Here is a 21,877-nt window from a genome sequence, read left to right on the forward strand (position 1 = left end):
GCCCGTGACGACGACCCCGACCTCTCCCTCGCCCCGTTCCCCGCGGCAGCTTCCGCCCAGCCTGGTCGCGACCCTGCCGGGGCACTACTACACGGACCCGGACATCTTCCGGCAGGAGCAGGAGCTGCTCTTCGAGTCGATGTGGTTCTGCGCGGTCCGCTCGGCGGATCTGGCGAAGCCCGGTGCGTTCCGGACGGTGCGGGTCGGCCGGGAGAGCGTGCTGGTCACCCGGTCGCGCACGGGCGAGCTGCGCGCCTTCCTCAACGTCTGCCGGCACCGCGGCGCCCGGCTCTGCCTGGAGGAGGCGGGCGAGGTGCGGCGCAATCTGCAGTGCCCGTACCACGCCTGGACGTACGACCTGGACGGCAGGCTGGTGGCCGCGCCGAACCTGGTGAAGATGCCGGACATCGACCGGGCCGCGTACGGCCTGGTCACGGTGGCGCTGCGCGAGTGGCTGGGCTACGCCTGGGTGTGCCTCGCCGACGAGCCGCCCTCGTTCGAGGAGACGGTGGTCGGCGCGGCCGTGGAACGCCTCGGCGACACCGCCGCGATCGAGCACTACCGCGCGGAGGACCTCGCGCTCGGCAGGCGCATCTCCTACGACGTGAAGGCGAACTGGAAGCTGATCGTCGAGAACTTCATGGAGTGCTACCACTGCGCCACGATCCACCCCGAGCTCACCGACGTGCTGCCGGAGTTCGCCCACGGGTACGCGGCCCAGTACTACGTGGGCCACGGCGCCGAGTTCGGCGAGGGCGTCCAGGGCTTCACCGTGGACGGCGGCGCGGGCTTCGCGAAACTGCCCGGCGTGGCCGAGGACCAGGACCGCCGCTACTACGCGATCACCGTGAAGCCGACCGTCTTCGTCAACCTCGTCCCCGACCACGTGATCCTGCACCGCATGTTCCCGCTCGCGGAGGACCGCACGGTCGTCGAGTGCGACTGGCTGTACGCGCCCGAGGTCGTCGCCTCGGGCGCGGACGTGTCCAGGTCGGTGGAGCTGTTCCACCGGGTGAACGCGCAGGACTTCGAGGCGTGCGAGCGGACCCAGCCCGCGATGTCCTCGCGCGCGTACCGCCGCGGCGGTGTGCTGGTGCCGTCCGAGCACCACATCGGCATCTTCCACGCGTGGCTGATGCGGCGGTTGGGAGCCCGCCCGCAGGCGGGCACCTGATCACCCCGCCGCCGGCGCCGGCCGCTTGAACATCCGGGTCGCCGTGATCTCGCTGTGCACCGCCTCCCCCGCCTGCGGTGGCTGCGGGAGACCCGGGCGGAGGTGCTCCTCCACGCTGATGTACTTCAGCCCCGCCCGGAGGTCCGCGTCGTTGCGCAGACGGATGACCAGCGGGAACTCGGCGAGCGCGGTCGTGTCGAACAGGCCGGTGGTGTAGAGGAGCTGCACGCCGAGGGCGTCGGACACGGCCCGCTGGAGCTCCAGCAGATACGTGGCGTTGGCACGCCCGATGGGGTTGTCCAGGAACAGCGTGCCCGCGTGGCGGTGCTTGTCGCGGCCGCGGTCGTTGGAGCGCAGCGCCGCCATCGTGCAGTACAGGGCGATCGCCGCGGTGAGGAGCTGGCCGCCGGAGAAGACGTCGCCCATCTGCCCGACGGGCACCCGCTCGGCGCGCAGCACGGCGTCCGGCTTGAGGATCTCCACGGCGACGCCCTTGGGCCGCAGGGCCGCCGCCACTCCGCGCAGCAGCAGGGACATGCCGTCGCGTCGCAGGTCGGAGTTCTTCCTGACGGCCGCGCGCGTGGCCTCGTCGATGACCTCGCCGAGCCGTTCGACGAGGGTGGCCTGGTCGGGCTCCTCGAAGCGGATGCGCAGGAACTCCTGCCCCGACCACTCCCCCAGTCCCTCGGGCAGCCGGGACAGCCGCTGGGCGGAGCGCAGGGTGGCGAGGGCCGACTCCACGAGCCCGCGCAGCCGGTCCACGATCGAGTCGCGGTTCCGCTCCAGCTGCTCCAGCTCGTCGGTGAGGACGCGGAGGCGGGGCGCGAAGGCGTCGGCCCACTTCTGCGCGTGCTCGGGGAGCGCGACGGCGGGCAGCTCGCGGATCTGCTGGCGGGCCGGGGTGCGCACCTGCTCGTAGCGGGTCGCGTTGGCGTGCCGGACGAGGACGTCGCTCGCCTCGCGCACGGCGGCCTCGGCGGCGGACAGGTCGGCGGCGCAGCCGCGCAGCGACCGGCGGGTCTCGGCGGCGGCCCTGCGGGCCTCCTCCAGGCTGCCGGGGTACGGCTCGGGCGCCTCCTGTTCCTCGCCCGTGACGTGGTCGCGCAGCAGGTCGCGGAGGAGGGCGGCCGTCTCGTCGAAACCACCGGCCGCGTCCTCGGCCGCGCGGTGGGCCTCCAGCAGGTCCGCGTGGGCCTCGCGCGCCCGGTCCAGCGCCTCGGTGCGGGCGGCGAGTTCGGCGGTGGCGTCGCGCAGCAGGGTCTGGGCGTGCTCGGCGCCGACCGGGAACAGCTCCGAGGGCAGCTCCGTGTGCGCCTCCTCGCCGTCCTCGGGGGCGAGCCGCTCGGCCTCGCCGCGCAGCCGCCCGAGCTGCTCGCTCGCGGTGGACATACGGGTCTCCAGGAGCTGCACCAGCTCCTCCGCGCGCGCGGCGGCGGCCTGCCGCGAGGGCCCGTCGGAGCCGTCGGGGGACTCCAGCAGCTGCTCGGCGCGGTTGCGGACCTTGTTGCTGAGCCGGTTCAGCTCGGCGCGGGCGGCGCTCTCGTCGCTCTCCGCGCGGGCCTGCTCCGCGCGCAGGTCGGCGCCGACGCCGACCTTCTCGTACACCTGGGAGGCGGCCCGGTACGCCTCGCGGAGCGCGGGCAGCGACGCCTTCGGCGCCGGTGCCTGTGTCCCGCCGTCGTCCTCCGGTACGTCGTCGGGGGCGCCCGCGATCTCGGCGCGCTCGGCGCGCAGGGCGCGGGCCGTGCGGCGGGCGTCGTCGGCGGCGCGCTGGGCGGCGCGGCGGTCCTCGTCGGCGGCGCGGGCCCGCTCCAGGCAGGTCTGGGCGCGGGCCTCCGACTCGGCGGCCACGTCGGCCAGTTCCCGCAGCTTCGCCTGCCAGGCGGCGCGTTCGCGCAGCCGGAAGGCGAGTCCGGCGAGGGCGTCGGCGGCGCGGCGGGCCCGCTGCGCGGTCTCCTGGCGTTCGTCGCGCACCTGGGCGGCCTCGGCGGCGGCCTCCTCGGTCTCGGCCCGCACGGTGCGCGCCTCCGCGAGTTCGGCCTCGGCCTCCTCGGCGAACGCGCGTGCCTCGCGGGCGGCGTCGGCGAGTTCGGTGAGCCGGCCCGCCGGGCAGCCCGTGCGCCAGGAGGCGAGCCGGGCCGCGAGTTCCCGGTCCTTGCCGAGGCGTGCGGCGAGCGTGCGGATCTCCTCGTCGCGTTCGGTCGCCCGCGCGCGCAGGGCCTGCCGTTCCTCGTCGGCGGCGTGCTCGTCGTGCATGGCCGGGTTCGGCGGGACCAGGAAGACACCGGTGTCGCCCCCGTCCAGGGAGGGGGTGGGCGCGAGCAGTGCGGCGGCGGTGCCGACGGCGACCGTCGAGCGGGGCAGCAGCGCGGCGCCGGCGAGGGTCTCACGGGCCCGGGCGTGGCTGTCCGGGTCGGTGATGATGACGCCGTCGACCAGTTCGGGCCGTGCGGCCAGTACGCGCGCGTGGTCGGCCGGGTCGACCGCCTGGGCCAGGTAGCGCCAGCCGGGCAGGGCGGGGATGCCGTGCTCGCCGAGGAACTCCACGGTGGCGAGCACGTCGGGGCCGGGCGGGAGCAGTCCGCCGTCACCGAGGGCGCCGAGGATCCGGGCGTCGTCGGCGGCGGCGGTGCGCAGTTCGAAGAGGTGGCGTTCGGCGGCCGCGACGCCCTCGTCGAGCAGTTCGCGCAGGTCGTCGGCGTAACGGTCGAGTTCCTCGGCGGTGAGGGGGCCTTCGGTGAGGTCGCGTGCGGCCGCGCCGCCGTCGGCTTCCTCCCTGCCCTCGGTGCCGGTCCCGTCCGCGGAGCCGGCGTCGCCCCGCCGTGGCGCCGGCACCCCACCGGTCGCCCCGCCGGAGGCGCCCGGCAGACTCAGCAGCTCCGCGAGCCGTTCCTCCGCCGCCAGGGCCTCGGCCGTGCGGCGCTCCGCCTCGTACGCGCGCGTCGCCGCCGTGGCCGCGTCCGCCGCGCGGGCCGCGGTCAGCTCGGCGCGCGACTCGGCGGAGGCGGCCTCCCGGGCCTGCTCGGTGGCGCGGCGGGACGCCTCGCGCGCGGTGTCCCAGGCGGCGACGGCCGTCTTCTCGGCGTCACTGGCGGCGAGCGCGGCCCGCGCCGGGTCGGCGTCGGGTGCGCTGTCGTCGAGCCAGCCCGCCCGTACGGCCTCGGCGGTCTCCTGCTCGACCTCGGCGAGCCGCTGCCGCAGGTGCCCGATCTCGCTGCGGGCGCGCTGGGCCTCGGTGGCGGCGGCCGTTGCGTCCCGGTACGCGGTCTCGCCGGCCTCCTGGAGGGCGGCGGACCGTTCGTCGCCCTCGTTGGCGAGGGACTCGGCGCTCTCGGCGGCGCTCTCCAGGGCGCGTACGAGGTCGACGGCTGCCCTGGCGCGGGCGGCCAGCGCGGGGGCGGCGTCCCGCTCGGCCTCCTGGATGGCGGCGGCCACGCGCGCGACGCGGTCGGCGGCGGCGCGGTGGCGCAGCACGGCCTCGGCGGCCTGCCAGGCGGAGTGCAGGGTGCGCGCGTCGGCGAGTTCGCGCTTCTGCGCGGCGGCGGACTTCTCGGCGGCGGCGAGGGCCAGGGAGGCGTGCCGGAAGGCGAGTTCGGCCGCGACGAGCGCGCTGCGTCCGCGGGCGGTCTCGGCCTCCGTGACGGCGTGCGCGGCGGCGGTGACCCGCTGGGCCAGGTCGGCGCCGCGCTCCCGCTCCTGCCCGGCCCGGGCGGAGAGCCTGCGGGCCAGGGTGCGGGTGCGCCGCTCGGCGGCGGCGTGGATGTCGCGGGCGCGCTGCCGGGCCTCGGCGGCGTCGACGATCCGGCCGAGCAGGTCCACGGAACCGGCGGTGAAGTCCCGTTCGGCGATCAGCTCGGCGCGCCGGCCGAGCTTGTTGCCGAAGCCGCTCACCAGGTCGGCGAGCCCGTCGGTGTCACGGGTGTCGGTGACGGCGCGCAGCAGCAGGTCGGTGAAGTCGGAGTCCTTCTTGACCGCGAACAGACCGGCGGCCTCGCCCTCGTCGGCGTTCATCTCCCGCTGGTAGCGGAAGAGTTCGGGGTCGAGGCCGAGGTCGGTGAGGTGCTCGTTCCAGCGGTCGTGGATCTCCTCCCAGTGCACCTCCAGGTGCGGGTACGTCCTGCCCGCCTCCATGAGCGCGTCACGGAAGCCCTTCATCGTGCGGCGCCTTCCCCGCGCCCCGGAGGCGCCCTCGACGGGCGGCCGTACGGCGGTGGACTCGGCGACGGGGAGGTTGTCCAGGCTGAGCCCGGGGCCGGGCCGGAAGGAGTACCAGGCCTCGGCGAACTTGCGCGGGTCGTTGGAGACCTGCCGCCCGCGCCACTCGCTGGCCTTGCCGACCACGACGCACTCGCCGGTCAGTGTGTGCTGCCACTCCAGCGCGACGTGCCCGCAGTCGTCGGCGAGCAGGAACTTGCGCAGCACGCCGGAGCTGGCGCCGCCGAGGGTGTTGCGGTGGCCGGGCAGCATCACCGAGAAGATCAGCTTCAGCAGGACGGACTTGCCGCCGCCGTTCTCCAGGAAGAGCACGCCCGCGGGGGCCGGGCGGCGCGGCGGCCCGACGGGCTCCTCCTCGAAGAACTCCGCCTGCTGCGGCGCGGGGTCGGGCACGGGCTCGCCCACACCCCGCAGGTCCAGCACGGTGTCGGCGTAGCGCGCACCGGCCGGCCCGATGGAGTAGAGGCGGACCCGGGACAGCTCGTACATGGCGGCGGAAACTCTCGCAGTCGCAGTCGTGACAGTGGTTCGGTGGAGCGCTGGATCAGGAGTGGAACGGCAGTCCGGCGTCGGCCACCAGCTCCAGGTCGTCGGTGTCCTCGGCGGGCAGCAGGGTGGCGGTGCCGTCGGTCACCGGGACGACGCCCAGCTCCAGCAGTTCGGCCATGGCGGCACCGGCCGCCATGTCGCGCACCTGGAGCTGGTAGCGGGCGGTGGTGCGGTAGGTGCCGCCGTTGTCGTCACCGGTGCGCTGCAGGAACCCGGAGTCGGTGAGGAACGCGACGGCCTTGCCGACGATGCCGGTGGTCGAACCGGCGAGTCTGCGCGCGTCCTTGGTGGCCCCGGTGGCGCTGCGTCTGGCCCAGATCCGCCAGGCCGCCTCCAGTCCGGGCGCGTCGGTCGCCGGGTCGGTGTTCTCGCCCCGCTCCTCGGCCCGCTGCTCCAGCCGGCGGCAGGCCTGCCGTACGAAGCTGTCGACGCCGTTGACGGACACGCGCCCGATGTACCCGTCGTCCGCGAGGTCCTCGGGGCGGGGGAACGCGAGGGCGGCGACGGCGAGGTGGGCGAGGCCGTGCAGGAACCGGTCGCCCGCGTCGGACGAGGTCCGGCGCGCGTAGTCGCCCATGCGCACGGCGAACACGCTGTCCTCGGCTGCCGTCACGGCCATCCCCGCCCGCGGGGACACCTCCAGGACCACCAGGCCGAGCCCGGTGGCCACGGCGTCGGCGAGCCGTGCGAACGGCGGGTCCTCCCGGTAGCGCCGCAGCAGCTCCCCGTACTCCTGGTCGCGCGCGGGCTGCAGCTTGGGCTGGAGCCCGAAGGCGACGAGCCGCGCCGCGTCGGCGGCGTCGGCGGGGGTGACGGCGGCGGTCGTCGCCGGAGCGGCGGCGGCCTCCGGATCGCTCCACTCGACGTGCTCGGTCACGGCTGGGGCTCCTTGTCCGGTGGTGCGCAGTACGGGTGGACGGGACGGGACGGGAGGGGCGGGGGGTGCGCGGTGGTCATGTCCGGTCGGCCGCCATTCCCGCCGCGTCCAGCAGCGCCGTCCCCACGATCAGGTCGGCGCCCCCGAACTCCGGGTCGTCCAGTTCCGTCCCGTCGTCCACGGCGAACAGCAGCTTCTCCTCGCCCTGGCGGTAGGCGGTGCCGACCGGCGGGCTGGCCGCGTGCACGGCCAGGAGGGCGACGAGGTACGGCAGTTCGGGGTCCTGGCGGCGGGCATCGGTGAGCAGGCCGGAGAGCCGGCGGGGCGCGTCAGCGGGCAGGTCGAGCAGTTCTCTGGCGGCGGCGAGCTGTTCCTCGCTGAACCGGCTGTCGTCCGGGGTGGCGATGAGATCGGGCTCGGGCATCTCGGCGCCCAGGTGCTCGCGCTCCACGGGCGGCGTCAGCAGCAGGTCGACCAGGTCCCCGAGGCGTACGGACGCTCGTGTGCGGAATCCCGTGCCGCGCGCGAAGAACGCGTCCGTCACGCGGACCGCCTGCTCCAGGGGCAGGGGGAGGACGGGCGCCATCAGGTGCCCGTACAGGTCCGTGCCCGAGGTGCCCGCGGGGGCGGCGAAGGCCTGGCGGTCCTGCTCGGCGCGGAAGAGCGGGCCGGCCTCCAGCAGGCGGGACTGGAGCTGGGTGTGCCGGCGGATGCAGTCCTTGACGATGTCGACCAGCTCGGCGGCGCGCCGCTTGTTCTCGGGGTCCTCGGACTCGTCGCGGGCCCTGCGGATGTTGGTGAGGATCGCGTTCTCGTGGCGGTAGCGGTCGGCGACGTGGTCGAGGGCCTCGGCGATCATGTCGGGCACGGCGTGCAGCCAGTCCACCGCGCGGACGTTGCGGCGGGTGGCGTCCAGGGCCCTGCGCAGCGTCTCCGAGTACTGCACGGTGCGGTAGCGGGCCTGTTCGGCGGCGAGCTGGGCGTCGGCGAGCCGGCCGCGGCTGACCAGCACCTCCAGCTTGACCTCGGCGGCGATCTGCGCGCTGGTGACGTCCGTGTCGAGGGCGCCCACGAGGACGTTGACCGCCTCGTCGGTGGTGCGCAGGTAGACGCCGCCCCCGTAGCCGGGGACCTCTTCGATCAGCTTGAAGTCGTAGTCGCGCCGCACGTAGGTGCCGTCGGACGCGAAGGTGCCGTACACGGCGCGGAAGCCGCGGTCCACGCTGCCGACGTTGATCAGGTTCTCCAGCACCCAGCGGGCCACGCGCTCGTGCTCGGCGGCGGGGCGCTGCGGGGCCTGCGCGGCGATGCGCGGGACGAGGCGGGCGACGATCTGGTCGTGGTCGGCGCCCGTGTCGAAGTCCATGTTGAGCGTGACGAGGTCGATGGCGGCGAGGGCGACCTCCGCCATGCCGTACACCGAGTACTCACCCGCGAGATTGGCCTTGCGCGCGTCCAGGTCGTGCAGCGGCGCGGTGCAGGCGAGCGCGCGCAGCCGCCGCGCCAGCCCCTCGTCGGCGGCCGGGCCCGGCGCGGGGCGCGGCCCCGCGCTGAGCTGGGGCGGAACGCTGTCCGTCGATGCAGGCGAAGTCACGGTGCACAGATTAGGTCCTCGCTCTGACATCGGCCCAAACGACGGCTGGACGCCGCTGGTGGCGGGGCGACGGCCGCGGCTCCGGGACGCCCGGAACGCGGGATTCGGCTCAGGACCGTCAGACGATGCCGATCCCCTGTCCCGCGTCCGCCACCCGGCGCCCGTACACCTCGACCAGTCCCCGCAGCGAGTCGTCCAGGTAGACGGCGAGCAGTCGTTCCGCGCCGTCCCGGTCGCCCTCCTGGAGGGTCTGGAGGATCTGGCGGTTGCGGACGAGGTAGGGCTCGTGCAACCGCTTCGGGTCGTCCACCACGTGGAAGGCGAGGCGGAGTTCGGCGAAGACGCTGCGCATCAGTTCGTCGGTGCGTTCGCTGCCGGCGAGGGCGACCAGCTCCCGGTGGAAGTGGATGTTGGCCGTGGACACGCCCTTCCAGTCGCCCTCCCGGGCCGACCGCTGCCCGTCCGCGACGGCCTTCGCCAGCCCCTCCACGGCGTACGGGGGGTCACCGAGCCCGCGGACGACCGCGCACTCGACGAGGCTGCGGGTGCGGTAGATGTCCTCGACGTCCTCCACGGTCAGCACCCGCACGAAGACCCCGCGGTTCAGCTCGTGCACGAGCAGGCGCTCGTGGGTGAGCAGGCGGAAGGACTCGCGCAGCGTGTTGCGGGAGACCCCCAGCGCCCCGCCGATGCTGTCCTCGGACAGCCGGGTGCCGGGCGGGAAGAAGCCCTCGGCGATCCGGCTTCTGAGGATGTCCGAGACCCGCTCCGCCGTGCTGGTGCGGCCCAACAGCGCCCGGTCGTCGGCCAGTCCCGTGAGTTCTGCCATGCCGGGCATCTAAGCGCAGATACAAGAACGAAACAACATAGGTATTGAGGGATCGTTCAACGATCCTCTACCTTGCTGAGCAAGCGCCCGGACGCACCGCACCACGGCACGGCTCATTCCTCACGCACCCCCCGTTCCTCACTGCGAGGTGCCCATGAGCACGAAACGTCCGTTCCAGGCACCACAGACACCGCACGTACCAGAAGCACCAAAGACTCCAAACGCCCCGGCCGAACCGGACGCCGGCGACGGCGCGTTCGGCTGGCTGCGGGCCCTCGGTCCGCGCGGCCGCCGGGCCTTCGCGGGCGCGTTCGGCGGATACGCCCTGGACTCCTACGACTACTTCACGCTGCCGCTGAGCATGGTGGCGCTGGCCGCCCACTTCGGCCTCGACAGCGGCCAGACCGGTCTGATCACCACGGTCACGCTGATCGTCTCGGCGATCGGCGGGGCGGCCGCGGGGGTGCTCGCGGACCGCGTCGGGCGCGTGAAGGCACTGACGCTCACGGTCGCCGTGTACGCCGCCGGCACCGTCGCCTGCGGGTTCGCTCCCGATTACTCGACACTGCTGGTCTTCCGGGCCGTGCAGGGACTCGGCTTCGGCGGTGAGTGGGCGGTCGGCGCGATCCTGGTCGCCGAGTACACGAGCGCCAGGCACCGGGGCCGTACGCTCGGCGCGATCCAGAGCTCCTGGGCCGTCGGCTGGGGACTGGCCGTCATCGTCTACACGCTGGTCTTCGAGGTGGCGGACGAGGACATCGCCTGGCGGGTGATGTTCTGGACCGGCGCGCTGCCCGCGCTGCTCGTCGTGTGGGTGCGCCGCCGGGTGCAGGACGCGCCGGAGGCGGCCACCGCGCGCGAGAGAAGCCGCGAGAAGGGTTCCTTCGCGGCGGTGTTCGCGCCGGGCACGGCAGGCACCCCGGGCCTGCTGCGCACCACGGTCTTCGCGACGCTGCTCTCCACCGGCGTCCAGGGCGGCTACTACACGCTGGCCACCTGGGTGCCCACCTACCTGAAGACGGAACGCGACCTGTCGGTGGTCGGCACCGGCGGCTACCTCGCGCTCCAGATCACCGGGGCCTTCGTCGGCTACGTGACCGGCGGGTACCTCACCGACCGGCTGGGCCGCCGGCGCAACATCTGGCTCTTCGCGGTCCTGTCGGCGCTGTGCATCTGGGCGTACACGAACATCCCGAGCGGCGCGGACGGCCTGCTCCTGGCGCTCATGTTCCCTCTCGGGTTCTGCATGTCGGCGATCTTCAGCGGATTCGGGTCGTACCTCAGCGAGCTGTACCCGGTGGCCGTGCGCGGCACCGGTCAGGGATTCACGTACAACGCCGGCCGTGCCGCCGGCGCCGTCTTCCCCACCGCGGTCGGTTTCCTGGCCGGCAGCTGGGGCGTGGGCGGCGCGCTGGTCTTCGGCGCGGTCGGCTACGGCCTGGCGGCGGTCGCGCTGCTCGGGCTTCCGGAGACGCGCGGGAAGGAACTCCTGTGAACCACACCACCACCGACGCCCGGGGCCACCGCCCCACGACGACCGGAACGACCGTCGACGCGCTCCGCGCTGAGCACGCGCGCGCGTGGACGCCACGTGAGGCACGCGCGCGGTTCCGCGCGGGTCTCACCGGTCCCACCGCGGGCATCGCCGCCGGGCACACCCAGGCCAATCTGATCTCGGTCCCGGCCGACTGGGCGTACGAGATGCTGCTGTTCTGCCAGCGGAACCCCAAGCCGTGCCCGGTGCTGGACGTGACCGACGCCGGCGCGTGGACCACGCCGCTCGCGCCGGACGCCGACCTGCGCACCGATCTGCCGCGCTACCGGGTGTGGGAGAACGGCCGGCTGGTGGCCGAACCGACGGACGTCGTCGACGTCTGGCGCGCGGACCTGGTGTCCTTCCTGATCGGCTGCAGCTTCACCTTCGAGTGGGTCCTCGCCGAGGCGGGCGTGCCCCTGCGCCATGTCGAGCAGGGCCGCAACGTGCCCATGTACGTCACGAGCCGTCGCTGCCGTCCCGCGGGACGCCTGCGCGGCCCCATGGTGGTGTCGATGCGGCCGGTGCCGCCGGAGCACCTGACGGCCGCGATCCGGGAGACCAGCCTGCTCCCGGCCGTGCACGGCGGCCCGGTGCACTGCGGTGAGCCGTCGGGGCTCGGCATCGCGGACCTGTCCCGTCCCGAGTTCGGCGACGCGGTGGAGCCGGAGCCGGACGACATCCCGGTGTTCTGGGCCTGCGGGGTGACGCCCCAGGCCGTGGTGATGGCCTCGCGCCCGCCGTTCGCCGTCACCCACGCCCCGGGCCAGATGTTCCTCACCGACGCCCGCGACGAGCAGTACCGCGTGGCCTGAGGCACGGCACAGCGCGCGACGGCACCCGGTCCCGCGCCCGCCGGTCCTCAGGCGGCGTCGCCCGCGCGTCCACCGGCGGCACGGACGGCACCGGCAGGGCGGCCAGAGGTGACGCCCCAGGCCGTCGTGATGGCCTCGCGCCCGCCGTTCGCCGTCACCCACGCCCCGGGCCAGATGTTCCTCACCGACGCCCGCGACGAGCAGTACCGCGTGGCCTGAGGCACGGCACAGCGCGCGACGGCACCCGGTCCCGCGCCCGCCGGTCCTCAGGCGGCGTCGCCCGCGCGTCCACCGGCGGCACGGACGGCACCGGCAGGGCGGCCGGTGCCCCGGACCTGGTGGCGGACCTCCGCCTCGGCGCGGGCGAGGAGCCGCGGCAGCAGGTGGGTGCGCCGCCGTGCGGCCCAGCCGGCGCCCGCGTGGCCAGCCGCCACCGGGACGCCGACCGGGACGGTCCGGGCAGCCGGGGTGCGGCGCACGGCGCCGCACCGGTGGCGGGCCGCGCGTCCGCGAGCAGCGCGTGGAAGCGCACCGCGAGCTACCGGTGGCCGCGCTCACCGGAGTGCGGCCGGCCGGCGCTCCCCGTCGCGCGGTCCGCCACCCGGGCGCCTCGCAGGCGTGCGGGTGGACCGCCCCGTACCGCTCGGAGAGGGCGTGCACCACGGCGTCGACCGCCTGCTGCCGCCGGGCGGGCGGCCCGGCCGGCGCGCGGGGCGGGCCGAGGAGGGCACCGGGGTCGGGCAGGCAGGCGGTGAGCAGCACGGCGTTCCGCGCGGAAGGCCCCGTACACCTCGTCGAGGCGGGCGGCGACGGCGTGCAGGCCGAAGGTGCGGCGCGGGGTGTCGTCGACGCCCACGACGACCGGCACGACGTCCGGGCGCAGGGCCGGCGCGGCGGGGGTCTGCCGGTGCAGGACGTCGTGGGTCCGGGCGCCGCCGACGGCCGGGGCGACGAATGCGGTGCCGGGCCCGAGCCCTTCGGCCAGGAGGGCGGCCCAGCCGCGCCGGCCGCCCTCGACGGCCACGCCGTTCACATCCGGGGGAAGAACGCGGTCACGGTGGCGACACGGATACCGGTGCTGTCGCGACGCTGGACGTGATCGCGTCAAAGTGGATCTGTCCTCGCGGCTGACGTCCCATGAGCGTCGCCCCCGCGCACGTTCCGCTCCGCGGGCCTCCCCTCCGGGCCACCCGGGTTCACACGGCGGGCATGTCCGGCCCGATCCGGCTGCGTACGGCCGTCTGCACCTCGGCCTCCTCGGCGGGGTCGGCGGCGAGCCTGCGGAGCTGTTCGACCACGCGCGCGGAGCCGGTCTCGGCGTGCCGGGCGGCGACCTCGCGCGTGGACTCCTCGCAGTCCCAGAGGCACTCGACGGCGAAGCCGGACGGGAAGGAGGGGTCGGTGGCGGCGAGGGCCCGGGCGGCGCGCCCGCGCAGGTGGGAGGAGGCCGTCTCGCGGTAGACGTGGCGCAGGACGGGGGCGGCGGAGACGATGCCGAGGCGCCCCGCGCCGTCCACGAGGGTCCACAGGGTGGGCGCGTCGGGCCCCTCGCCCCGTACGGCCTCACGGAGGGCGGCCAGCACCGGACCGCTGTCCCGGGTGCCGCCGCGACAGGCGAGCACGCGTCCGGCGACGGCGCCGAGCGCGTCGGGGCGGCACGCCCAGCGGCGCGCACGTTCGACGGCGGCGACACTGCGCATCCGCTCGAAGGCGGCGACGGCGGCCTCGACGACCGCGGCCGAACCGTCGGCCACCGCGCCCTCGATGAGGTCGAGGGCGCCGGGGTCGTCGCTGTCGGCGAGGTAGCGCAGGGCGGTGCAGCGGGCGCCGTCACCGCCGCCGCGGGCGGCCTCGACGATCTCGGGGCGGTCCTCGGGGCCCGCGACGGCCATGAGGCAGCGGGCGGCCGGGACGTGCAGCGCGGCGCCGCGGTCGAGGCCCTGCTGGGCCCAGTCGAAGACGGCCGCGACGCTCCAGCCCGGACGGGGCCCCGAGGAGTCCAGCTGCCGCTGCCAGCGGTCGAAGCAGCCGGCCTCCCCGGCCTTCCGCACCCGCGCGGCGATCGCCTCGCGGGAGTCCTCGGCCCACAGCCGCCACGGGCGGGGCTCGAAGGCGTCACGGACGGCGGCGGCGAGTCCGGCCTCGCCCTCGGCGTCGGTGGCGAAGCGCGCGAGGACGGGGGCGGCGAGGGCGCGCAGGCCGGCGTCGTCGTCCCGGAGGGCGAGCTCGTCGAGGGCCCAGGCCCAGTTGGTGCCGGAGGCGGCGTACCTGCGCAGCAGTTCGAGAGCGTCCCGCCTGCCGTACGAGGCGAGGTGCCCGAGGACCGCGAGGGCGAGCCCGGTGCGCGACTCGCAGGTGTCGAGGACGTCCTCGGGGGCGAACAGGTGCCGTTCGATCTCGTCGAGCCCGCCGTGCAGGTCGAGATAGAGCCGGGCGTAGTACAGGGAGCGGTTCTCCACCTGCCAGTCGTGGCGGGGGTCGCTCAGCACACAGTGGTTGAGGGCCGCGAGCGCGTCGGCCCGCGGGGCGGTGAGCGCGTGCAGCGTGCCGTCGCCGCGGCCCCGCTGCAGCAGGCCGAGCAGCGTACCGCTGGGCGCTATGACCGGTTCGAACATGGGAAACAGCCTCACATCAAGCGTCGACGCAACCGTGGTCCTGCACTACCTGGCCGCGTGACAACACGTCGGAGCGCCCGCCGTCTTCTGCTTGCTGTGGCCCATCGTCCTCTGCCTCTCGTCGGTGGCCCTCGCGGACCGCATCACGGCCCGCGCGGTGCGGCAACACCTGCCCGGCCATCGCGTCCGTGAATCACGACGTCATGATGACCCGGCGGTTCTTCCTGCCGCGACCGATATTTCCGGCGGCCCCGTACCGCCTCCCCCGTATCTCGTGTTCTTGCTGGTCCGGACGTGCGGATCAGTGTGCGCCGAACAGTTCCAGCAGCTCCGTCTTGGCGAACATGCGCGCGGTGTCGACGGCCGACGGCGTGCCGGCGTGCGGGTCGGCGCCACCGTCGAGCAACGCGCGGATGACCTCCTGCTCGCCCTTGAAGACGGCTCCCGCGAGCGGCGTCTGGCCTCGGTCGTTGGCGCGGTCGGCCTCCGCGCCGCGCTCCAGGAGGGCGCGCACGGCCTCGGCGTGGCCGTGGTAGGCCGCGAGCATCACGAGCGTGTCGCCCCGGTCGTTGGTGAGGTTGGCCGGAACGCCCGCGTCTACGTACGCCACGAGCTCCTCCGTACGGCCGCGGCGCGCCAGGTCGAAGATCTTCGTCGCGAGCTCGATGACCTCGGGGTCGAGGGCTTCACTCATCACCGGACCGCCTCTCAAGCAGCAGTGCGGGCTCGGTCGGGCCCGCCGGACAAGGTGGGTGCGCACGACGGCGGGTCGGCGCCGCCGTACGGGTGAATCGCCAGGGTACTGGGCTCGGCACGCACATGACCGGACCCACCCGAGGCAAAGATCACAGCGAACCCGGCCGGGCGCAACACCGCTGGCCGGACGGGCCGGGAAGGACTGCGCCAATCAGGTGAAACTGTCACATATTCACCCAATTGCACCTTTTATCGTATAGATACATCTTGTGACCCTGGAAAAACTGACGGTGACTGTCCCCACCAACCAGGAGAGCACAAATGATCCTTTCCATGTCAGGCGTCGTCCTGCTCGGCATCATCGTCTTCCTCTTCTTCCGCAAGGACGGACTGAAGGCCTCGCACGCCATCGTGGCCACGCTGTTCGGCTTCTACCTCGCCAGCACGGCCATCGCGCCGAGCATCAAGGCGGGCGGTGAGAGCCTCGCGAGCCTCCTCGGCGGTATCAGCTTCTGACCCCCGTCCCCTCCGCACGCACCCCCGTCCCCGTCCGTAGGAGACCGCAGTGGCCCGGCGTCCCCTTCCCCGCTTCCCCCGCAGTCCGATCGACGGCAGCGCGTACCTCGCCCGGGGCCGGGAACTGGCCCGGACGACGGCCGACGGTGCCACCGACGTCCTGCACCCGCTGATCATGATCATCCGTGGCCTGCGCCGGCTCGCGGCCGCCGGCCGGCGCAAGTGGGCCGACACCCCGAAGGACAAGCGCAGTTCGCTGTTCTTCCTGGTGGCCTCGGTGGTCCTGGTCGTCGCCCTGGTGCCGTACGGACCGCTGCTCGCCGTCATCGGACTGATGGCGGCGGCAGCGTGGCAGGGCCGCGAGCCCGCGAAACCGGCACCCACGGGTCCGGACGAGGAGCGGGCGGAGCGCCTCGGCTCGCTGTACGAGGCCCTGGTGCCGTACTTCGCGGCGGCCGCCGACCCGGAGCCCCTGTACACCCACGGCGGCGACTGGAACAAGGCGTTCCCCTCGTACGACTTCGACGACGGCGGGCGGATCCGCCACCTGGAGATCCGTTACCCCGCGTACTTCACGGACGGCGAGCCCGAGTCCCGCGCGCGGATCGAGCATCTGCTGCACGCCAAGGCGGGCCGCGGCCGCGAGTACCTCTTCGACTGGGACGAGGAGGGCAACCAGCTCACGGTGACCGTCCTCGCCCCGCTGGCCACCGACATCACGGCCCAGCGCTTCGTCACGGCACCGGGCGAGACGGTGCTCGGCTTCACCGACGCGACCGGCGTACGGCGCACCCTGCCGCTCGGCCAGGGCGGCGAGCAGCGGGACGTGCCCCCGGTCGTGTGGCGCACGGGTGCGCGCTCCACGGAACCGCACCTGCTGGTCGTGGGGCAGCCGGGCAGCGGTACGACGACCCTGCTGCGCTCCGTCGCGCTGCAGGCGCTCCGGCACGGCGACGTGGTGGTCGTCGAGGGCGGCGGCACCGGCGAGTACGCGTGTCTGACCGGCCGGAGGGGCGTGCTGGCCGTGGAGTGCGGTCTGGCCGGCGCGCTGGCCAGCCTGGAGTGGGCGGCGCACGAGACGGAACGCCGGCTGATCGCCGCCAACCGCGCGCGCCAGGCGGGCCTGCCGACGCCGGAGGACGCCCGGCGTCCCCTGTGGATCCTGCTGGACCGGCCGAGCGCGCTCGGCCACCTGGCCGCCGCCGACGGCGGCCCCGACCCGCAGTCCCTCCTCCAGGTGCCGCTGCGCCACGGCCGTCCGGCGAACGTCACCGTCGTCGTGGCCGAGCAGTTCGACGGCCTGGACGCGGTCTGTGACGCCGTACGGCAGCACACACGCGCGCGCGTGGTGCTCGGTCCCGCGCTCCCCGAGCAGCTGGAGGCGGTGCTGGGCGCGCTGCCGCGGACCACACCTGCCGCGGACCTGCCGCCCGGCCGCGGTTACGCCCGGCTCGGCGGGGGCCCGGTGCACCGCCTGCAGGTCCCGGTCACCCCGGACCCGTACGACGACGCCACGAGCGACGAGCACCGCCGGGCGGTGCTGGACCTGCTGCCGGACGAGGTGGCCCCCACCGAGGCGGCACCGCGGGAAGCCGCTCCCGCACCGCCGCGGCCGGACGCCGGCACGGCACCGCCGACGACGGCACCGCCGCCGAGCGATGCCGTGTCCACCGAGGTGGCGGTGGCCGAAGGCTGACGAGCCGGCCGGGGCGGGCCCGGCCGGCCTCACGCCACGTACGTCCGCGGCTCCGCGGTACCGGAGGTCCCCGTGCGCACCAGGTGTGCCGCCGTCGCCAGGCGGGCGGCCGCCTCGTCGGCCACCGCGCCGCCCACGGTGAACGGCAGCCGGACGTACCCCTCGAACGCCCCGTCCACGCCGAAGCGCGGCCCCGAGGGAACCCGCACACCGACCCGCTCGCCTGCCTCGGCGATCCGTGAGCCCGACAGGCCCCCGGTGCGCACCCACAGGGTGAGGCCGCCCCGGGGCACCGCGAACCCCCAGTCGGGCAGCTCCCGGCGGAGGGCGGCGACCAGCGCGTCCCGGTTGTCACGGGCCTGGGCCCGGCGCACGCCCACGGCCTCCTCCCAGCCACCGGTGCTCATCAGCCAGTTGACGGCCAGCTGTTCGAGGACCGGGGTGCCGAGGTCGGCGTACGCACGGGCCGCGACCAGGCTGCGGATCACGTCCGGCGCGGCGCGCACCCAGCCGATGCGCAGCCCCGCCCAGAACGCCTTGCTCGCCGAGCCGACCGTGATCACGGTCGAGCCCGCCGGGTCGAAGCCGCAGACCGGCCGGGGCATTTCCACGTCCGCGTCGAGGTGCAGCTCGCTCATGGTCTCGTCGACGACGAGCACGGTCCCGGCGGCGCGGGCCGCGTCGACGAGCCGGCGCCGCTGGTCCTCGTCGGCGAGCGCGCCGGTCGGGTTGTGGAAGTCGGCCACGACGTAACCGAGCCGGGGCGCCGCGTCGCGCAGCACCTGCCGCCAGCGGTCCACGTCCCATCCGGCGAGCTCCTCGGCCATCGCGACGGGCACCAGCCGGGCGCCCGCCTCACGCATCAACTGGAGGATGTTGGCGTAACTGGGGGACTCGACGGCGATGCGCTCGCCGCGCGGCGCGAACAGATGGCAGATCGCGTCGATCGCGCCCATGGCACCGGTGGTGACCATGATCTGCTCGGGCATCGTGGGGATCCCGCGCGCGGTGTAGCGGTCGGCGAGCAGCGCGCGCAGCGCGGGCAGCCCGGCCGGGTAGTCGCCGTGCGTGTGCGCGTACGGCGGCAGCTCCTCCAGAGCGCCCCGCACGGCCCGGGTGAGCCAGGGCTCGGGGGCGGGCAGGGCGGCCGTACCGAGATCGATCACGGAGCCGAGCGCCTCGGGCGGCAGCGGCTCCAGCCCGCGCGCGGGCAGGGGGTTACCGGCCGGAACGGCGGTCCAGCTGCCCGCTCCCCGGCGCGACTCCAGAAACCCCTCGGTGCGCAGGGCCTCGTAGGCCGCCGCGACCGTCGTACGGCTGACGGACAGGGCGAGCGCGAGTTCCCGCTCGGCGGGCAGCCGGGCGGCGACCGGGACCCGGCCCTCCAGCACCAGCAGCCGGATGCCGTCGGCGAGCGCCCGGTAGGCGGGCGGACGGCGGCTGCCGGGGCCCGCGGGGCGCTCCTGCTGGGAGTTGAGCTGCCGCGCGAGCTGAACCGCGCCCACCGCCGAAGTCCACTGCGCCATGATGTGCGGTCCACCTTCCCCGGATTGGCCATGGATGGCGTTCTCCGCCAGGCCACAGAGTGACATGCGCCAGGCCACCGCCACCACCCGAGGGGGAACACCTTGTCCGCCGTCCCGCCCGTGCCATCCACTCCGTCCGTCCCGGCCAACCCCTCCGTCCCGTCCGCACCCCGCCGCCTCGGACGGCGGCTGCTCCAGCTGTACGCCGGTCTCGCGCTGTACGGGGCGAGCGTCGCGCTGCTCGTGCAGGCGGGGCTGGGTCTGGAGCCGTGGGGCGTGCTGCACCAAGGGCTGGCCGGGCGGACCGGGCTGACGATCGGTGTGGTGTCGATCGGCGTCGGCGCCCTGGTGCTGCTGCTGTGGGTCCCGCTGCGCCAGCGGCCGGGCCTCGGCACGGTCTCCAACGTCCTCGTGGTGGGCCTCGTGATGGACGCCACACTCGCGGCGGTACCGGAGCCACGTAGCCTGGCCGTCCGCGTGCCGCTGCTGTGCGCCGGCGTCGTCCTGAACGGCGCGGCGACCGGCCTGTACATCGCGGCGCGGCTCGGTCCCGGCCCGCGCGACGGGCTGATGACGGGTCTGCACCGGCGCACCGGGCGCTCGGTCCGGCTGGTGCGGACGGCGGTGGAGGTGGCCGTGGTGGCCACCGGCTTCGCCCTGGGCGGCACGGTCGGCGTCGGCACCGTTCTCTACGCGCTGACCATCGGCCCGCTGGCGCAGCTCTTCCTCCGGCTGTTCGCCGTGCCCTCGGCGGGCGGCAGCGCCGTCGTCGCCTCCGGGCCACCCCGGGGGGCGATACTGCGCGGGTGACCATGACGACGACTCCCGCGCGCCACCCGTACCTCGACCACCCCGGCCCGATCGCCTTCGCCCACCGCGGCGGGGCGGCGAACGGCCTGGAGAACACCACGGCCCAGTTCCGCCGCGCGGTGGAGGCCGGCTACCGGTACATCGAGACGGACGTGCACGCCACGGCCGACGGGAAGCTCGTCGCCTTCCACGACGCGACGCTGGACCGGGTCACCGACGCCCGCGGCCGCATCGCCGACCTCTACTGGAAGGACGTGCGCCACGCGCGCGTGGCGGGCGTCGAACCGGTGCCGCTGTTCGAGGAGTTGCTGGAGGCATTCCCCGAGGTGCGGTGGAACGTCGACGTCAAGGCGGAGTCCGCCCTCCACCCGCTGCTCAACCTGATCGGCCGCACCCGGTCGTGGCACCGCGTGTGCGTCGGTTCGTTCTCGGAGTCCCGCGTCGCCCGCGCCCAGCGCCTGGCCGGGCCCCGGCTCGCGACGTCGTACGGCACCGGCGGCGTCCTGGGCCTGCGGCTGCGCTCGTGGCGCCTGCCCGCCGCCCTGCGCGGCTCGGCGGTCGCCGCGCAGGTGCCCGAGTCGCAGTCGGGCGTGCCCGTGGTCGACCACCGGTTCCTGCGCGCCGCCCACGCGCGCGGGCTGCAGGTCCACGTGTGGACCGTGAACGACGCGCAGCGGATGCACCGGCTGCTGGACCTCGGTGTGGATGGCATCATGACCGATCGCATCGACACGCTGCGCGCGGTGCTCCTGGAACGGGGCGCCTGGGCCTGAACCGACCCGCCGCGGCTCGTCACGGGGACACGGGGAAGCGAGGGCACGGGTGGGCACGGACACCCTTCACACGGCCGCGGTCGGCGAGGCCGCCGAGCGGAGACGCGAGCAGCGCGGCTGGTACTTCTACGACTGGGCCTGCTCCGTCTATTCGACGAGCGTCCTGACGGTGTTCCTGGGCCCGTACCTGACGTCGGTGGCCGAGGCGGCGGCCGACGCCGACGGTTTCGTACACCCCCTGGGCATCCCGGTGCGCGCGGGCTCCTTCTACGCCTACTCGGTGTCCCTGTCGGTGGTCCTCGCCGTCGTGCTGATGCCGCTGGTCGGGGCGGCCGCCGACCGGACGGGCCGCAAGAAGCCGCTGCTCGCGGCGGCCGCCTACCTGGGAGCCGCGGCGACGGCGGGCATGTTCTTCCTGGACGGGGAGCGCTATCTGCTGGGCGGACTGCTGCTGGTCGTCGCCAACGCCGCCCAGTCAGTGGCGATGATGCTCTACAACTCCTATCTGCCGCAGATCGCCCCGCCCGAGGAGCGCGACGCGGTCTCCTCCCGGGGCTGGGCCTTCGGGTACGCGGCGGGCGCGCTGGTCCTGATCGCGAACCTCGTCCTGTACACGGCCCACGACTCCTTCGGCGTCTCGGAGAGCACGGCGGTACGCATCTGCCTGGCCTCCGCCGGGCTGTGGTGGGGCGCCTTCACCCTCGTGCCGCTCAGACGGCTGCGCGACCGCCGGGCGCCGGCCGGTCACGCCACCGCCCCGGGCTTGCGCCAGTTGGCGGCGACCGTCCGCGACATGCGCCGCCACCCGCTCACGCTGTCCTTCCTGCTCGCCTACCTGGTCTACAACGACGGCATCCAGACAGTGATCTCCCAGGCCTCGGTGTACGGCGCCGAGGAGCTGGGCCTCGGCCAGTCGACGCTGATCGTGGCCGTGCTGCTGGTGCAGGTGCTGGCGGTGGCCGGGGCGCTGGGCATGGGCCGGCTGGCCCGGAGGTACGGCGCCAAGCGCACGATCCTGGGCTCCCTGGTCGCGTGGACGCTGACGCTGGCCGCCGGGTACTTCCTGCCCGAGGGCGCGCCCGGCTTCTTCTTCGCGCTGGCCGCCGGGATCGGTCTGGTCCTCGGGGGCAGCCAGGCGCTGTCCCGCTCGCTGTTCTCCCACCTGGTGCCGCCGGGCAAGGAGGCCGAGTACTTCTCGGCGTACGAGATGAGCGACCGCGGGATGAGCTGGCTGGGTCCGCTGCTGTTCGGTGTGACCTATCAGCTGACCGGCAGTTACCGTGACGCGATCATTTCCCTGGTGCTTTTCTTCGTTCTGGGATTCGTCCTGCTCGCACGGGTACCCGTGCGGAAGGCGATCGGCGACGCGGGCAACCCGGTGCCGGAAAGGATTTAGCACCGAAGACGAAAGGGCTGTAGTGTACGCGTTTGGCCTGCCAGGCGGACCGTTACTGCGCGTCAAAGATGACGAAACGCTGTGTGACATCTGCTATCAGATGTGACAAACCGGGCCTCGGTGGGTACAACAAGGGCGGCTACGACGGCGACGCATGACCCGGAACGGACTCGGAACGGGAATCTTAACCGCCGACCGGACGTTGACCGGATGACGACGACAGCGACACCTGTCCTGTGGGCGACAAGCCCGGGAGGCACGA

General features: G+C 74.4%; 16 protein-coding genes and 1 pseudogene. 9 read left to right on the forward strand and 8 right to left on the reverse strand.

All coding sequences use genetic code 11. The features are described from left to right. The first annotated feature begins 4 nt into the window (after window positions 1–4). The gene (locus IEZ04_RS31180; protein ID WP_189220340.1) at window positions 5–1,174 is read left to right on the forward strand and encodes an aromatic ring-hydroxylating oxygenase subunit alpha; all 1,170 of its coding nucleotides are present in this window, start codon (window positions 5–7) and stop codon (window positions 1,172–1,174) included. Here IEZ04_RS31180 and IEZ04_RS31185 read toward each other — a convergent pair whose 3' ends face one another. From IEZ04_RS31185 to IEZ04_RS31200, 4 genes are all read right to left on the reverse strand, one after another. Then, window positions 1,175–5,878, reverse strand: a complete 4,704-nt coding sequence (locus IEZ04_RS31185) for a hypothetical protein (protein WP_189220341.1) — start codon at window positions 5,876–5,878, stop codon at window positions 1,175–1,177. A 55-nt stretch (window positions 5,879–5,933) separates the two neighbouring features. After that, window positions 5,934–6,815, reverse strand: a complete 882-nt coding sequence (locus tag IEZ04_RS31190; RefSeq protein ID WP_189220342.1) for a hypothetical protein — start codon at window positions 6,813–6,815, stop codon at window positions 5,934–5,936. A 76-nt stretch (window positions 6,816–6,891) separates the two neighbouring features. After that, on the reverse strand, window positions 6,892–8,409 hold the full coding sequence (locus tag IEZ04_RS31195) for a hypothetical protein (RefSeq protein ID WP_189220343.1): 1,518 nt from the start codon (window positions 8,407–8,409) through the stop codon (window positions 6,892–6,894). A gap of 118 nt (window positions 8,410–8,527) precedes the next feature. Beyond that, window positions 8,528–9,238 (reverse strand): GntR family transcriptional regulator, encoded by a 711-nt coding sequence (locus IEZ04_RS31200; protein WP_189220344.1) that lies wholly within the window; start codon window positions 9,236–9,238, stop codon window positions 8,528–8,530. A 154-nt stretch (window positions 9,239–9,392) separates the two neighbouring features. On the opposite strand from IEZ04_RS31200, the gene IEZ04_RS31205 reads away from it, so the two are divergent. The 3 genes from IEZ04_RS31205 (at window position 9,393) to IEZ04_RS31215 (ending at window position 11,806) form a co-directional block, all read left to right on the forward strand. After that, window positions 9,393–10,733, forward strand: a complete 1,341-nt coding sequence (locus IEZ04_RS31205; RefSeq protein WP_189220345.1) for an MFS transporter — start codon at window positions 9,393–9,395, stop codon at window positions 10,731–10,733. Further along, window positions 10,730–11,587, forward strand: a complete 858-nt coding sequence (locus tag IEZ04_RS31210; protein WP_189220346.1) for a putative hydro-lyase — start codon at window positions 10,730–10,732, stop codon at window positions 11,585–11,587. Before IEZ04_RS31205 ends, IEZ04_RS31210 begins: the two co-directional genes overlap by 4 nt. Before the next feature lie 108 nt (window positions 11,588–11,695). After that, window positions 11,696–11,806: a D-glutamate cyclase family protein gene (locus IEZ04_RS31215; RefSeq protein WP_373296388.1), complete on the forward strand. Its 111-nt coding sequence runs from the start codon at window positions 11,696–11,698 to the stop codon at window positions 11,804–11,806. Window positions 11,807–11,853: 47 nt separating this feature from the next. Here IEZ04_RS31215 and IEZ04_RS35395 read toward each other — a convergent pair. From IEZ04_RS35395 to IEZ04_RS31235, 3 genes and pseudogenes are all read right to left on the reverse strand, one after another. Then, window positions 11,854–12,620, reverse strand: a pseudogene (locus tag IEZ04_RS35395) (GDSL-type esterase/lipase family protein). A 163-nt stretch (window positions 12,621–12,783) separates the two neighbouring features. Further along, on the reverse strand, window positions 12,784–14,202 hold the full coding sequence (locus tag IEZ04_RS31230) for a HEAT repeat domain-containing protein (RefSeq protein ID WP_189220349.1): 1,419 nt from the start codon (window positions 14,200–14,202) through the stop codon (window positions 12,784–12,786). A 301-nt stretch (window positions 14,203–14,503) separates the two neighbouring features. Then, window positions 14,504–14,896 carry an ankyrin repeat domain-containing protein gene (locus IEZ04_RS31235; RefSeq protein ID WP_189220350.1) on the reverse strand — a complete coding sequence of 131 codons (393 nt, stop codon included), beginning with the start codon at window positions 14,894–14,896 and terminating at the stop codon, window positions 14,504–14,506. A gap of 323 nt (window positions 14,897–15,219) precedes the next feature. Between IEZ04_RS31235 and IEZ04_RS31240 the strand changes: the two genes are divergently transcribed. After that, entirely contained in the window at window positions 15,220–15,414 is a 195-nt protein-coding gene (locus IEZ04_RS31240) for a hypothetical protein (RefSeq protein WP_189220351.1), read from the forward strand. A 49-nt stretch (window positions 15,415–15,463) separates the two neighbouring features. Then, window positions 15,464–17,110 carry a hypothetical protein gene (locus IEZ04_RS31245; protein WP_189220352.1) on the forward strand — a complete coding sequence of 549 codons (1,647 nt, stop codon included), beginning with the start codon at window positions 15,464–15,466 and terminating at the stop codon, window positions 17,108–17,110. 29 nt (window positions 17,111–17,139) lie between these two features. Here IEZ04_RS31245 and IEZ04_RS31250 read toward each other — a convergent pair whose 3' ends face one another. Further along, on the reverse strand, window positions 17,140–18,636 hold the full coding sequence (locus IEZ04_RS31250; protein ID WP_189220353.1) for an SCO1417 family PLP biosynthesis transcription factor: 1,497 nt from the start codon (window positions 18,634–18,636) through the stop codon (window positions 17,140–17,142). 120 nt (window positions 18,637–18,756) lie between these two features. Here IEZ04_RS31250 and yczE point away from each other — a divergent pair, with 120 nt between their 5' ends. The 3 genes from yczE to IEZ04_RS31265 are packed head-to-tail and all read left to right on the forward strand — an operon-like array spanning window position 18,757 to window position 21,615. Then, on the forward strand, window positions 18,757–19,446 hold the full coding sequence (gene yczE, locus IEZ04_RS31255; protein WP_189220354.1) for a membrane protein YczE: 690 nt from the start codon (window positions 18,757–18,759) through the stop codon (window positions 19,444–19,446). Between the two features lie 2 nt (window positions 19,447–19,448). Then, window positions 19,449–20,219, forward strand: a complete 771-nt coding sequence (locus IEZ04_RS31260) for a glycerophosphodiester phosphodiesterase family protein (RefSeq protein WP_189220400.1) — start codon at window positions 19,449–19,451, stop codon at window positions 20,217–20,219. A gap of 49 nt (window positions 20,220–20,268) precedes the next feature. Then, complete coding sequence (locus IEZ04_RS31265; RefSeq protein ID WP_189220355.1) at window positions 20,269–21,615, forward strand: MFS transporter; 1,347 nt, start codon at window positions 20,269–20,271, stop codon at window positions 21,613–21,615. Window positions 21,616–21,877 lie beyond the last annotated feature (262 nt).

Origin of the sequence: Streptomyces ruber (assembly GCF_014648075.1) — a bacterium.
Classification (GTDB): domain Bacteria; phylum Actinomycetota; class Actinomycetes; order Streptomycetales; family Streptomycetaceae; genus Streptomyces; species Streptomyces ruber.